Below are 13,128 nucleotides of genomic sequence, written 5' to 3'. Positions count from 1 at the left end.
AGTTATGCCCTAATCGTATTATTTATACTGCTACTAAATGCATCAGCGACTAAATTGCTAAATTCACGTAAATAATATAAATAATTGTCTCCACCATAGTTGTATCTTTTATTGTACATTTTAGCAACGACGACATTATATTCTGGAATGACTAATATCGTGGGTCCTGTAATTCCTAATATTTGATAGGAACCTTTCGGAACTCGCTCACCAAGTTCGCTAAGTAAAGCAGGTTCATTTTGAACGAACCAAAACAACCCGTTTTGAGGTAGTTCTTTATTTTTATACGCTGGACTTTGTATGCTTGTAGCAAGTTCTATAACTTCTTTTGGCACAATTTGTTTACCATTTAAGTACCCGTTATTTAAATGCAGGTTCCCCCAGTATGCAAATTCTCTCGCAGAGACAAATAAATTTTTCTCGGATCCGTCATCTACTGCACCGACACTTTCTACAGCATCTTCATTTGGATTTACAATAACCTTAACTAAATTTTCATCATGCTCAATTCTCCATCTAGTTTCATTGAAGTTGGCAGGTAGGAATACACGCTCCTTTAATAATTCAGGAAAACTCTTATTATACAGCTGATAAATAAGCTGCGTTACCATTCTTACATTAATATCTCTGTACGCCCAAGCTTGTCCCGGCTCAAATTCACGAAAAACTGTCCCCTCATCGGTTTCATTTAAACCGTGTGAATGAGTTACTAAGTGTCTTATCGTTGTCTTACCGAGTAATGAAGGATCATGTTTTTTTAAATAATTTACTACCTCGTCATCAAGAGATTTTATTTTCCCCTCATAAACTGCATAAGCTACCATTAATCCTAAATAGCTTTTTCTTGCGGAAGCGACATTGAACTGTGAAGATATGTTTACTTTTTTACTAATAGGAGAATTTGAATGCTTTCCACTATAGTGCTCTAGTACAATTTTATTATCTTTCATAATACAAAGTGCAGCCGCAGAACTTTGATTTGTTTCTTTAATATTTTCTACCCATGAAATTAATTTCTCATATTTGTACAAATAAATTTCCCCCTAAAATGAAAACGAAAAAATGATAGCATGAAAGAAAAGCGTTAACACAACATAAACTGGTATTTACACTTTTCTTTCATGTGAAATATTATTCTGTACTTAAATAATCCACCAGTTCCAGCAATTAGAACAGCTGAAACAACCAACACAACCTACACAACCACCGCAACGTCCGCCGCCACAACCACCACAGCGACCACCACAGCCACCACAACGTCCACCGCATCCGCCACAACGACGTGCATCGTCTTGGATGTAATAATATGGATATTGATTTTGTTGCTGATCCCAATACACAACATTACCAGGTTGATAAGCATTAAGGTTTAACGCTTGTAGTTCTTGTTGAAACTCATTCATTATGAAACCCTCCATTTACAAATGTAAATTCCGTCCATATCTTTAAGTTTATTTCCTTTTAAAAATAAAGTAGAAATAAGGCTATAGACTAAATGCGTACATCAACAAAATATGACTTTACACTAGGTGATGTACCTTGTTCATGAGCCTATTTTCTTTACATTCTTTTAGTGGACGGAATTAATATAAATAGAGATAACTAAAAGTTACTAATCCAGCAAGTTAATAGTTCATCACTTAATTTTCTTTCTAGTAATTCTTTTACTGAAGGTGTCGGCATTATTGTATAGGAGTTTATATTTTCTTTAGTAAAATCAATCCAGTGAAATACTAAATGGGACTCTTTAGATATTGGAGTAAAATCTGATTTCAACTCATTTGAATCTATTTCAAAAATGTGGTTAATTTCATGGTGGAGGGTTTCTTTAGCTTGCCATTTATTTTCTATGACACCTAAAAATTGTTTTATACTGCAAGTTACTCCAAGTTCTTCGCGTAACTCTCTTATTAGTGCATTCTCTGCTGATTCCCCAATTTCAACATGGCCTCCGGGTAAAAAATAGTGATGTCCTATGTATTCAGCAACTAGTAATTTTTCATCTTTTATCATGATAGCTCGTACAATATGATGGAATTTACTTTTCATTTTGTATTCCTCCTAATCATTCACTTTATACTTGCTCAAAAATTGTCATTTAAAAGCGGGATAATATTAATCATAGGTGCTTCATATGGATGAACATTATTAATAACTAGAAGATAACATTTTACATCTTCTAGTTTACAATTTAATTGAAACTAATATTTTTGATAAACGATTCTAAAAAAGAGTATGTTTATGAAAATAAATCATCGAAACATACTCTTGCTATTTTTAGTTGATTCATTCTTTTACAATAAGGTTCGATTAGCCCTATTCTTTGCGGCCTCAAAATCGAAGCCGTAGCTAAAGTATGCAATCACTACTATTCCATAAGCAAATCTATTCTCTACTTCAAATTTACCTGCCTGTACAAATTTTAGACTCTTAACGAACCACGAAAGCCTCTTGCGGCATAGTAAGATTCTGCCCCATTGTGATACACAAAGACGTGTCCAAAGCGATAATCGCAAAAAAGGGCACCTCCAAGTTCTCTAATATCAGAAGGTGTTTGCACCCAACTCGATGTCTTTAAATCGAAATTCCCGAGATTTTGCAACGCCCGATATTCTTCTTCCGTTAATAGTTCAATGCCCATACTAGTTGCCATATCAATAGCGTTATTTTCTGGTTTATGTTTCTTTCTTGATTCTAGCGCTTCAAGGTCATAACAAACACTTCTACGACCTTTAGGACTTTCTGCTGAACAATCATAAAAAATGTATTCGCTTTTTTCTTTATCAAAATCTACAACATCAGGTTCTCCACCAGTTCTTTCCATTTCATTAAGCGACCACAATTTTTCAGTATTAGCATTCAGCCTTTCTTGAACATTAGCCCATTCTAAACCTTTATGACGGTTCATATTATTCTCAAAACGATCTTTCAATGTTTGTAGTAATTCTTCACGTTGCTCTAGTGACAACTCTTTTTTATTGCTCTCTTTCATATTAGTTCCTCCATTGATGTTTTTATTAATGATAGTTTAAGTATATATAAATACTGTTTTATAATAAAATGTTAAAATAATTGCGTGAATTCAATTTGTGATAATTTATATGAATTGGTACAACCAATTCTCCGCAATTTGACCCTTTAACGGAACAACTTATTGTTTCCAAACAGTTTCTTAATCGATCTTTCAATTCTAGATGTTCTTTGCCTGTTCACTATAAATACAAGATGTAACTTTATTCAAAACAGTACATCTTTATTTCAACAACAATAAGCGATATACTTCCTCACCGTCATATACATTTCCTAACGGTTTAAAACCATAACATTCATATAGTTTCTTTGCAGAAATATTATCTTTATGAACAGTTAATCTAATTTCCTCACACTCTTTAAAGTTATTTTTTATTAAGTTAATGATTTCCTGTAATGCAGCTTTTCCATATCCTTTTCCTTGCTCTTTTTCATCAACGATAAATCCGTTAATCCAATACATATCTGTTGACTCACGTACAAAAGCATGCATAATAAAACCGACTATAAGGTCACCATCATATATAGCGAATGGAATATATTCGACATTTTCACCATCTGGTTTTATGTATACTTTAGCAAGTGATACTGCCACTGCCGGAACAAATTGCATTTGATTTTCTTTAACTTGTAACTTTAATGCATCTTCCCAATTTTCTCTCGTAACAATTTTTAATTGGACGTTCACTATTTTAAGCTCCTTTAAAAAGAGAATTTATCTTTTATATTCAACGGAGTGAAATGATTCCCTTTTTCGACATCAACTTATAACATGATTTTCATAAAATCCTGAATAAATTTTTCCTCATCTAATTGTAACGCTATACGAGCCCCTTCAGATTTAGAGTGTGGGCGAAAATCAGCAAAAGTTTGTCCCTTCGTTTCACCGCATATATCCACAGTCACTTTTCGGGATGTGTAATTTAAAAAAGTAGGATTCACCAAACCGCTTATAGCAAGTACATCGTGTAATAATGGTCCTTCAATAGATGGATTGAGCTTTTGGTATGCTGATAAATAATAATCGTACATGGGTTTCATAATCGGTTTAAATGGATTTTTTGTATTAGCTAAAATATAAGTAAATACACTTGGGGTTAAAACCGTTTTATTTGTTACATTTAAAGGGAATAACGTTATATTTTTCGCTTGCTGAAATACAATTTGACTTGCTATAGGATCTCCGTACACGTTTGCCTCTGCTAATGGAGTAACATTCCCTGCTTCTAAAAAGACACCACCCATAAAATAAATTCCTTTTACATTTAACATCAAGTCGTTCCATAAATTAAACGCAATTGCTAACGAGGTAGATCTTCCTACATCGACAATTGTTAGATCTTCTCCATACTTTACAAGAATCGAAGCAATACTACCAAAATTGTATATCGGAATGGATAACACACTTTCCGGTACATGTATGGGTCCTAATCCTTCTGGTCCATGAATTTCAGGGTAATACGTTGTAATTTCATTTGTAAGTGGTTTTGTTGCTCCGCTAATTACAGGAATATCTAGTCTGTTTGCTAACTGCAAAATATATGCGGCATTATGAGCGGCATGTATATGTTCAACATTTCCATATCCAGTTACGATACCAACAATTTCAATTTCAGGATGCAGTAAGCCATACATAATTGCAAACGAATCATCAATACCTGGGTCTCCAAAAAATAAAACCTTCTCCAAGAAATGCACTCCTTTCATAGGTAAGATAATTATGTATATGTGGAAAAAATTTAAATCTATACAATTCTAAGCAAATATTAATGGTGAGTAATGTATTGATAAAAAGAACTAGCATTATGCTAGTTCTTTTGCAGATAAATGATCTAACAGTTTAATTAAATCTCGTACAAATATTGGACTAGCTGATTTTAATATAAATCTTTTTCACTATATTTATTGAATTGAAAGCCTGTTATTAATCCGAAATTTTGCATTCAAATTGCAAATACTCGTAAGAATGTCTTACCATACTTTTTCACGCTCAATTTGCTTATAATCATCTTTATTAAATGTTAAATGAGCAATCACAACTCCAAGTATAGTAACTATCCCTCCAACAATCGAAACAAAGGTTGGTACCTCGCCTAACCATACCCAAGCAATAAAACATGCAGTAACTGGTGTTAAATATAGAGAACTTGTTGCCTCAGAAGCACCGGAATGGGATGTAATATACGCTAATGCAATATATGGAAGTACTGTCGGGAACACACCTAAATATATAACACTCAAAGTAATTTCTATAGGAGCTGCTACGATTTCTTCATAAATCCCGGGCAAAAAAATAAGCATACATACCGTACCAGACCAAATTGTATATATTGTAAATGGTAAGAAACCGTACTTTTTTAAATAAGACTTTTGGAAAACGAAAAATAGACTTTCTGAAAATGCCGCTAATAATATAAGTAATACCCCACTATTCAATTGAATAGAATCACCTTGACTTAATGATAAAAAAGCAATTCCTATCAAACTAATTACACCACCGATCCAACCATTAAATTTCATTTTTTCATTCAAAAAAACAGAAGCAAGAATTGCCGTTAATATCGGTGTTATCGATACAATGAAACTAGCAGGTACAGCATTCACACTCTTTTCACCGTAGTTGAGTGCAATATGATAAATCGTAAATCCCAGAGCGCCAAATATAAATATTACTGGAATATCTTTCAAATCAGGTAAACGTAATTTGTATATAAGTGAAAACAGAAAAAGAATTAAAGAAGCGATTAGTAATCGTAGCAATGTGAGGTGTTCAGGCGTGTAAGCTTCAAGCCCCATCCGAATTCCTGGAAAAGCTGTTCCCCATATAATAATCGTAAAAATGTGAGCACATACAATACGAAAATCCCATTTTTTATTATGCATACTTTCTCTCTCTCCCTCTCCAATAAACCAGCCATTTTCTAATTACCAATTATTTCTTTTCATCATATTTAATAGTTGATACAATGTCTTCAACCAGTTATTCCTCGAAAAAACCAACCACTTTGCATTTTTAAAATGAATGAGGGAGTTTTTAATATGTCTACTGATAAAAAACTGCCTAAATATCGGCAAATAATAGACTATATGAAAGGAAAAATTGAATATGGAGAATGGCCGATTGGAAGTAAGCTTCCTAGCCAGCGGCAGTTAGCGAAATTATTTCATGTAAATCGTAGTACTGTAATAACTGCACTAGAAGAACTTATGGCAGATGGTTTAATTCAAGGGCAAATCGGGTCGGGAACAATTGTAATAAATAATACATGGTCATTATTAGCTACCAATCCCCCGCCCGATTGGAGTGAATATGTAAAAGCTGGTATTCATAAGCCAAGTAAGCTAATGGTCCGAGAGATTAATGAAGCAGAAGCAAATAAAAAATTGATTCATCTTAGTAAAGGAGAACTTGCACCGCATCTTTTCCCATTAGAAACTATGCAATTCATTATGCGTAACGTATGTGAGGAACTAGATTATTTCGGATATGAAGAACAAAAAGGATATCTCCCTTTACGTGAAGCAATAAGTAATTATGTAAAATCATTTGGAATAAATACATCACCGAGTTCTATATTAATAGTCTCTGGTGCATTACAGGCATTACAATTAATATCAATCGGTCTTTTACATAGAGAGTCAACTGTTTTACTTGAACGGCCTTCTTACTTATATTCTCTTCACGTATTTCAATCGGCTAATATTCACCTTTCTGGAATACAGATGGATCAACATGGAATTATCCCTAATGATTTGTTAAGAAGAATTAATTATAGTCAAAAGAAAAATATTTTATATTCGATTCCTTGTTTTCAAAATCCGACGGGTGTATTAATGTCCGAGGATCGACGAAAAGAAATACTAAAAATATGTGAAAAAGAACAATTGCCTATCATTGAAGATGATATTTACCGTGAATTATGGATTGATGACCTACCGCCTCCTCCTTTAAAGTCGATGGATAAACATGGACATGTATTATATATCGGTAGTCTATCTAAAACACTTAGCCCAGGACTTAGAATTGGATGGATCATCGGACCAGAGCCTGTTATCGAGAGATTGTCAGATATAAAAATGCAAACTGACTATGGATCAAGTTCTTTATCTCAAAGAGTTGCGACGGAATGGTTAAGTAAAGGGGGTTATGAGGATCACGTAGCGAACGTAAGGATTCACCTAAAAGAACGAAGACGAATAATGATACAAGCACTAAATACGTACTGCGCTGACATTACTACATGGGATATCCCTAGTGGTGGATTTTTTATATGGCTAAGGGTGGTGCCTAACATTTCGATGAAAAAACTATTTTCAGAGGCTCAATCAAAGGGAGTTCTTATTAACCCGGGACGTATTTATGAGGAAGAATCAGATCAGTTTATACGTTTATCTTATGGGTATTCTTCCCCTGAACAAATTACTCAAGGTATTATTATAGTAAGTAATTTGATTCGTAAGTTAATGGCATAATAAAAAAATCCTCTTTTTATAAAGAGGATTTTTTATGTGCCTTTTTTACCATAATCTCATTTCCTGTCCTAATAAAATAAGTTCTTTATAGGGATCACCGTCAATGTTTAATACTTGAGCAAAAGCCGGTTCTGTTTTTAGCCCTTGATCTTTTAAGCGAATAATTTCTTCCCTTATATGCGGATGCTGCATTAATAGCATGTGCTCTACTATCATATGTCTATATGCATTTTGGTTACGCACTGGCTTAGGCTGAGCGAATAATTCAAAATCAAAACCTTCAAATTTAAAATTCACCTTTATCGATTCAGTACCTTTAATTTTTTTCTTTTTTATTTTGAATCCTTCATAAGAGCCATATAAAGATCTCATTTCCTGCTCAAAAACATCAAAGTTATATACTTCCATTACAATATCTAAGTCAGATTGAGGAGTATCAATTCTTATAGGGATTGTCCCGCAAAGAACTGGGCTATATAAAGCTAAATCCTCCATTATGTTTAGCTCATTCAAAACATCATATATTTTTTGTTGTTTGTTATTCCCCGATTGTAAATATGTAATAGATGTAAACATAGAAGTCTCTCCTTCATTTAACGTAATACGAGCCTCACTTAATTTAAAAAAATTTGTTCTAAGAGTACCTTTATTTCAAAATATTAAGCCGAACTAACTATATTTTTCAACTTTTCTCCTATACTGCAATACTATAAAAATAAAAAAAGGAGGAATTATTATGAGCATTTTCAGCATTCTTTTAACCATACACATACTATTTGGAACAATATGCTTAATCACCGGTATTGTAGCGATGGTTGCTCAAAAGAAGAAAGGAAAACATACGGAGTGGGGTGAAATATATCATGCATCCTATGTTGTCATCACCCTTACTGCAATTATATTATCCATTATAAACTGGGATAAAATCGCATATTTATTTTATGTAGCAATTTTCTCTTATTCATTCGCGATTTATGGATACCTTGCAAGAAAAAGGCGTTGGAAAAATTGGCTCCATCACCACATTAGAGGTATGTTAGGTTCTTATATAGGTGCCGTCACCGCACTTTTAGTAAATATCGGCATCCATATTCCTATTATAAATTTACTGCCGCCAATATGGTTTTGGTTTTTGCCGACGTTAATCGGTATTCCGCTCGTAGTCAGTGTATCAAAAAAATATAAAAAACAAAGAAAAAATTAATTACATTTTGATTACTTTCTGACAAAACTTATGAAAAATAATCATCAATATTGTATTATATCAAGTTTGGCGTATAGAAATAAAAAAGAATCCAATATGTTTATTGGATTCTTTTTTATTTATTACTCCCTTAAGAATAATACTTTTTAATTTTGACTTTTCAAATCTAATACTGAATGCAAACGATCCGGATAATTAGTAAACATCCCGTCTACACCCCATTTTAGTAACTTTTCCATATCTTTTTCATTATCTACTGTAAATGGATGAACTTCTAATCCATGTTTCTTTATTTTTTTCACATAGACTGCATCAATATATTTGTAGTTCATGCCTAGGCCAATGCAGTATGTTTTATACTTTTCTATTTCTGAGTCTGTTAATTGAACTGCTTTTTTATATGATAATAATTGTACTAACGGTATATTGTCATTTAAACTGTGAATCTTTCGCAGACTTTCTTCACTAAATGATTGAATAATTACTTTATCACTTATTTCGTAGTGCTTTATAATCTCTAATAGCTTTTCTTCCATACCAGGATATTCATCTGGCGATTTTGTTTCAATATAATAGTTTGCATTACGTCCAAACGTTTCAATAATTTCTTCTAGTGTTGGAACCTTAGCATCTTCAAATTCTTTCTTTGCTAAATTTGGATACTTTTTATTGAAAAAAGAACCTGCATTCAGTTGTTTTATTTCATCTAATGTATGATCTTTTACAAAACCAGTACCGTTTGTTGTACGGTTTAATGTTTCATCATGCATAGCTACTAAATGTCCGTCTTTTGTCATTTGGAGATCTATTTCTATATAGTCACCTTTTAATTGCTGTCCTAATTGATACGCTTCTAATGTATGTTCCGGTGCATATGCAGAAGCCCCTCTATGCGCAATATTTTTAATATGATTTGATTGATTAATAGCTTTTGTATATTTTTGTTCATTTACTTGCTGAAAAACAAAAGTGCTAATTACAAAAAAGAAACAGATAATTGTAATTATAGATATTTTCTTCATAACGGTATGTTTACTCCTATATTTAAAGCGATTTGATTTGGATGAATTATTCAATTAAATGTCGATTTTCAAAAACTGTCATTTGTCCTACAGCTTGAAAGCCAGATTTTTTATAAATATTTATTCCATCAGGTGAAGCTTGTAAAATGCAGTAAGTATCTTTTAGTTGTTTTGCTTCTTGAAGCAGGAAATTGAACATAATAGAACCAAATCCTTTTCCTCTCATTTCTTCTTTAGTCGCTATATCATAAATACCGACGCTATCTTCCGTACAAACTAAAGAGCCAACAGATACTACCTTCCCTTTATAAAGGCCTAAGTATAGTTTCATGGCATCACTATTCCATAAATCTAAAGAAGCAATTTGATTATAGTATGCTTGTACGTGAGTACCTTCTGTTGATGTACCGAATAAAGCTGCTAACGTTTCGCCAAATTGTTGTATTTGTTCTGGCGATGTTGCTTTTTCTATTGTAAAACTTACTGGAATGTCTATTATTGGATGAATTTTTCTTAAGTCTGCTACCATCGCGATATTCTGTTCTACTTCTTTTAAACCAAGTTTGATTAATTCGCTTTTTATAGTCTGTTCTTGCTTATCATCCCAAAACCAAACACTCATTGGAAATTTCTTTTGATTATAGCATTCTACCTCCTTATATAATTTCTCGATCCCTTTCGTTACATTACTATTTAGTAGTGTAATAATATTAAATGTATCTGCAGGTAATCCGCAGTCGACAGTAATGTAATCCTTCGTTTCTTTTACATCCATTCCAATTACCCGCCGCGCAATGTATGAGGTTTTATATGTAAAATTGTCTATTAGTAACTGCTTATAATTCATTCATTTTGCTCCTGTCATAAAATTTCGTATTCGAATCCTTCAGTATTAAATATAACATATAAGAAATCTACCTATTTCTATAAAAATATCTCTATAAATCACTCTTTGCGTCCTAAAAGAATTAAAAATGATATAACGTTGTCGGAATGAAAAAAGTGGTATATAATAAATATTAACATTACTAGTAATTATTTTAGGTATTCCTAGAATAAAGGAGCGATACATATGAAAATTACTATTTATTTCGGAAGTCATGAGGATCAAGATGTTCGTACTATGGACTGTCATTTAGATGTAGAAGATACAGAAGAGATTGTTTCTGTATCATAATATAAATAGTTGGGATGAACCCTCTTCCCTACAGCGTTTAAGGCACCTTTTCAGGTGTCTTTTTTGTTGTTTTTTTCGTCAAAAACCCTTTACTTTAGAGCGTTTTAATAGTAAAATATAAATATACGAACAAACGTTCTTTTTATTTTAATTGTACATGAAGGGATGATTTTAACAATGACTCAAGCAAAGCGCAGAGGAAGAAAAAAGCAAACACCTATTATTTCAAATACAGGCTTTATCGGCTCTGTCTTTATTGATACATTGGAGTTACAAAAGAAATCCTATTATTTCGCTCGTAAAAAACTTCAAATTGTGCACCACGTACTAGATGGTCTATCTGGAGCAACGAGTGCATTATTTAAAGAACATAATATTGCTGCATACATGTCATGTGTGTATTTACATAAACAAAAGAAAATCGGCTTCGTTCTTTCAACAAAACCTTTTGAACAAAGTGATGGTGTTTCTTACTTTATAAATTATTTAATTGAAAAGAATTTTTATGGTGACGAAGATATTGAATATCAAGAAGTATTTAATACAGGTTTTATTGGTGTAGTATTCGCGGATTTATCTAGTATAGATCGCTTTAATTTTGAGTTGGAAATGGGTATGTTAACGAAATTAATGAAAGATATGATCATTCCAGTTAAAGAGCTCTTTTTACGCCACAATGTACCGGCTTACATCTCCACTTCTCATTTAGAGGAGCAAAATAAATTAGGTTTCGTTCTTTCTGTAAAGCCATACGATGAACGTGCAGAAGCAGATTTATACTTCGAAACATATTTAAAAGAACGTGGATTATTTATTGGTGATGAAGAGGATGATATTGATAAGATTGTTATTAGAAAGACAGCTGAATTACGATAGAAAAGTGTAATGATAATAAATTTATTTAATTTTGATATAAAAACATAAGAGCCTTTCTGCAATAAAATGCAGAAAGGCTCTTTAAAGTTGTTTGATTTTTACGGATTTCGCGATACGGGAAATCCCATATCGAACGATTGTGTTAACAAATTTTGTATAGTGCTTTATTTTTCTATTACTCTTAAAAATTAGCTACTAAATATTATTAATATTTTTATTGAAATCAAATTGATTTTGAATTCCTGACCTATCAATTTGAATCAAATACTCTGAAATTTTCCAATCTTCTATTCTATACACCGCACTTGCCATTTGAACTATTGGGAGTCCTGTAGGTTGATATCCATCGGTTTCTCTTAGATGTGTACCTACTTGTTTCCAACGTACATACACTTTACTTCCTTGTACTAAAAATTCTTGAATTTCTAAAGAGAAATTTCCATATACTTCAATCATCTCTCTTACATGTTCAGCATAATCTTTAGGTGCTCTGCAAACTCTGAAAAAGCACTTAGCTATAAGGAACAAAACTTAGAAGTACGTGTAACGGATTTTGAAAATCAAGAAACCTTGTTGTCATCATTCAAAGATGTTGATCGTTTATTCATCATGTCAACATTTGGTGACTTTGATACAGTTATACGTGAGCATACAAATGCAGTAGAGGCTGCGAAAGTAACAGGTGTAAAACAAATTATTTATCCAAGTGTTACAAGAGCAGAAGGAAATGACTTCTTCCTAGCAGGAATGCATAGAGCACGTGAAGTAGCAATTATTGAATCAGGTATTCCTTATGTGATTCTGCGTAACAACTGGTATGTAGAAAATAAACTTGGTACAATTCAAAGCTGTATGGCTGGTGCCCCTTGGGTGACTTCTGCAGGAGAAGGGAAAATCGGTTGGGTATATCGTCCAGATTTAGCTGAAGCAGCAGCGAATGTTTTGGTAGCTAATGGTCACAAAAATAGAATTTATGAACTTTCTGGTGAGAATTTAACACAACAGCAATTTGTTGATACATTAAATGAAGTATTAGGAAAAGAAGTTCCTTTATTAGAAGTAGACGATTCTTCTTATGAACAAATATTAAAAGGTGCCGGAGTACCTGCAGCCTACCTTCCAATGTTAGTAATGACTCAAAAAGGGATTCGTGAAGGAGGATTAGAATCAACACATACCCATTTAGATTTCTTATTAGAACGTCAGGCTACACCATTAAAACAAGCATTAACTCATTTATTGTTAAATACAAAATAGAAAAATCTAATAATAAATTTTGTATTTAACAAAGTGCCAGTCCACAGTTGGAATGACACTTCTTTATTACTGCCTTTACTTCGCCCATC

The 13,128-nt window shown here is 32.7% G+C and carries 14 protein-coding genes and 2 pseudogenes; 4 read left to right on the top strand and 12 right to left on the bottom strand.

Translation table 11 applies throughout. The features are described from left to right. Window positions 1-2 precede the first annotated feature (2 nt). The 8 genes and pseudogenes from BAU23_RS11625 to BAU23_RS11595 all read right to left on the bottom strand — a co-directional run bounded on the left by BAU23_RS11625 (window position 3) and on the right by BAU23_RS11595 (window position 5,913). Entirely contained in the window at window positions 3-1,031 is a 1,029-nt protein-coding gene (locus BAU23_RS11625; RefSeq protein ID WP_000280014.1) for a serine hydrolase domain-containing protein, read from the bottom strand. A gap of 111 nt (window positions 1,032-1,142) precedes the next feature. Continuing rightward, window positions 1,143-1,403, bottom strand: coding sequence for a heterocycloanthracin/sonorensin family bacteriocin (locus BAU23_RS11620; RefSeq protein WP_001001870.1), 261 nt, complete (start codon window positions 1,401-1,403; stop codon window positions 1,143-1,145). Window positions 1,404-1,602: 199 nt separating this feature from the next. After that, on the bottom strand, window positions 1,603-2,049 hold the full coding sequence (locus BAU23_RS11615; RefSeq protein WP_000836818.1) for an NUDIX domain-containing protein: 447 nt from the start codon (window positions 2,047-2,049) through the stop codon (window positions 1,603-1,605). A gap of 35 nt (window positions 2,050-2,084) precedes the next feature. Continuing rightward, a pseudogene (locus BAU23_RS30570) lies at window positions 2,085-2,198 on the bottom strand (cytochrome C biogenesis protein); the annotation flags it as partial. 224 nt (window positions 2,199-2,422) lie between these two features. Next, window positions 2,423-2,992 (bottom strand): DUF4256 domain-containing protein, encoded by a 570-nt coding sequence (locus tag BAU23_RS11610; protein WP_016129557.1) that lies wholly within the window; start codon window positions 2,990-2,992, stop codon window positions 2,423-2,425. 261 nt (window positions 2,993-3,253) lie between these two features. Beyond that, entirely contained in the window at window positions 3,254-3,718 is a 465-nt protein-coding gene (locus BAU23_RS11605; protein ID WP_001102666.1) for a GNAT family N-acetyltransferase, read from the bottom strand. Between the two features lie 77 nt (window positions 3,719-3,795). After that, on the bottom strand, window positions 3,796-4,719 hold the full coding sequence (locus BAU23_RS11600) for a nucleoside hydrolase (protein WP_000416765.1): 924 nt from the start codon (window positions 4,717-4,719) through the stop codon (window positions 3,796-3,798). A gap of 282 nt (window positions 4,720-5,001) precedes the next feature. Next, the gene (locus BAU23_RS11595) at window positions 5,002-5,913 is read right to left on the bottom strand and encodes a DMT family transporter (protein WP_071734484.1); all 912 of its coding nucleotides are present in this window, start codon (window positions 5,911-5,913) and stop codon (window positions 5,002-5,004) included. A 156-nt stretch (window positions 5,914-6,069) separates the two neighbouring features. Between BAU23_RS11595 and pdxR the strand changes: the two genes are divergently transcribed. After that, on the top strand, window positions 6,070-7,503 hold the full coding sequence (gene pdxR, locus BAU23_RS11590) for a MocR-like pyridoxine biosynthesis transcription factor PdxR (RefSeq protein WP_000102200.1): 1,434 nt from the start codon (window positions 6,070-6,072) through the stop codon (window positions 7,501-7,503). A 45-nt stretch (window positions 7,504-7,548) separates the two neighbouring features. On the opposite strand, the gene BAU23_RS11585 is transcribed toward pdxR, so the two are convergent. Then, entirely contained in the window at window positions 7,549-8,079 is a 531-nt protein-coding gene (locus tag BAU23_RS11585) for a DUF4269 domain-containing protein (protein ID WP_000495204.1), read from the bottom strand. A 160-nt stretch (window positions 8,080-8,239) separates the two neighbouring features. Here BAU23_RS11585 and BAU23_RS11580 point away from each other — a divergent pair, with 160 nt between their 5' ends. After that, on the top strand, window positions 8,240-8,707 hold the full coding sequence (locus tag BAU23_RS11580; protein ID WP_000021857.1) for a DUF2306 domain-containing protein: 468 nt from the start codon (window positions 8,240-8,242) through the stop codon (window positions 8,705-8,707). A 146-nt stretch (window positions 8,708-8,853) separates the two neighbouring features. On the opposite strand, the gene BAU23_RS11575 is transcribed toward BAU23_RS11580, so the two are convergent. Beyond that, entirely contained in the window at window positions 8,854-9,729 is an 876-nt protein-coding gene (locus BAU23_RS11575; RefSeq protein WP_000723970.1) for a glycerophosphodiester phosphodiesterase, read from the bottom strand. Between the two features lie 46 nt (window positions 9,730-9,775). After that, on the bottom strand, window positions 9,776-10,576 hold the full coding sequence (locus BAU23_RS11570) for a GNAT family N-acetyltransferase (RefSeq protein ID WP_071734483.1): 801 nt from the start codon (window positions 10,574-10,576) through the stop codon (window positions 9,776-9,778). 507 nt (window positions 10,577-11,083) lie between these two features. Between BAU23_RS11570 and BAU23_RS11565 the strand changes: the two genes are divergently transcribed. Next, on the top strand, window positions 11,084-11,782 hold the full coding sequence (locus tag BAU23_RS11565) for a hypothetical protein (protein ID WP_071734482.1): 699 nt from the start codon (window positions 11,084-11,086) through the stop codon (window positions 11,780-11,782). Between the two features lie 195 nt (window positions 11,783-11,977). On the opposite strand, the pseudogene BAU23_RS11560 reads toward BAU23_RS11565, so the two are convergent. Then, window positions 11,978-12,280, bottom strand: a pseudogene (locus BAU23_RS11560) (ester cyclase); the annotation flags it as partial. Between BAU23_RS11560 and BAU23_RS11555 the strand changes: the two are divergent. After that, window positions 12,248-13,039, top strand: coding sequence for an NmrA family NAD(P)-binding protein (locus tag BAU23_RS11555; RefSeq protein WP_116733290.1), 792 nt, complete (start codon window positions 12,248-12,250; stop codon window positions 13,037-13,039). The pseudogene BAU23_RS11560 and the gene BAU23_RS11555 sit on opposite strands and share 33 nt — an antisense overlap. The last annotated feature ends 89 nt before the right edge of the window (window positions 13,040-13,128 follow it).

It is taken from the genome of Bacillus nitratireducens (genome assembly GCF_001884135.1).
GTDB classification, from domain to species: domain Bacteria; phylum Bacillota; class Bacilli; order Bacillales; family Bacillaceae_G; genus Bacillus_A; species Bacillus_A nitratireducens.
The sequence above is the reverse complement of the archived record's forward strand: the minus strand, read 5'-3'. Positions and strand labels throughout refer to the sequence as shown.

What these genes read in the sequence shown, in the direction of transcription:
- pdxR (WP_000102200.1), top strand. Translation starts at nt 6,070, where the DNA reads ATGTCTACTGATAAAAAACTGCCTAAATATCGGCAAATAATAGACTAT.
- BAU23_RS11610 (WP_016129557.1), bottom strand. Translation starts at nt 2,992, where the DNA reads ATGAAAGAGAGCAATAAAAAAGAGTTGTCACTAGAGCAACGTGAAGAA.
- BAU23_RS11575 (WP_000723970.1), bottom strand. Translation starts at nt 9,729, where the DNA reads ATGAAGAAAATATCTATAATTACAATTATCTGTTTCTTTTTTGTAATT.
- BAU23_RS11595 (WP_071734484.1), bottom strand. Translation starts at nt 5,913, where the DNA reads ATGCATAATAAAAAATGGGATTTTCGTATTGTATGTGCTCACATTTTT.
- BAU23_RS11570 (WP_071734483.1), bottom strand. Translation starts at nt 10,576, where the DNA reads ATGAATTATAAGCAGTTACTAATAGACAATTTTACATATAAAACCTCA.
- BAU23_RS11580 (WP_000021857.1), top strand. Translation starts at nt 8,240, where the DNA reads ATGAGCATTTTCAGCATTCTTTTAACCATACACATACTATTTGGAACA.
- BAU23_RS11585 (WP_000495204.1), bottom strand. Translation starts at nt 8,079, where the DNA reads ATGTTTACATCTATTACATATTTACAATCGGGGAATAACAAACAACAA.
- BAU23_RS11555 (WP_116733290.1), top strand. Translation starts at nt 12,248, where the DNA reads ATGTTCAGCATAATCTTTAGGTGCTCTGCAAACTCTGAAAAAGCACTT.
- BAU23_RS11565 (WP_071734482.1), top strand. Translation starts at nt 11,084, where the DNA reads ATGACTCAAGCAAAGCGCAGAGGAAGAAAAAAGCAAACACCTATTATT.
- BAU23_RS11620 (WP_001001870.1), bottom strand. Translation starts at nt 1,403, where the DNA reads ATGAATGAGTTTCAACAAGAACTACAAGCGTTAAACCTTAATGCTTAT.
- BAU23_RS11615 (WP_000836818.1), bottom strand. Translation starts at nt 2,049, where the DNA reads ATGAAAAGTAAATTCCATCATATTGTACGAGCTATCATGATAAAAGAT.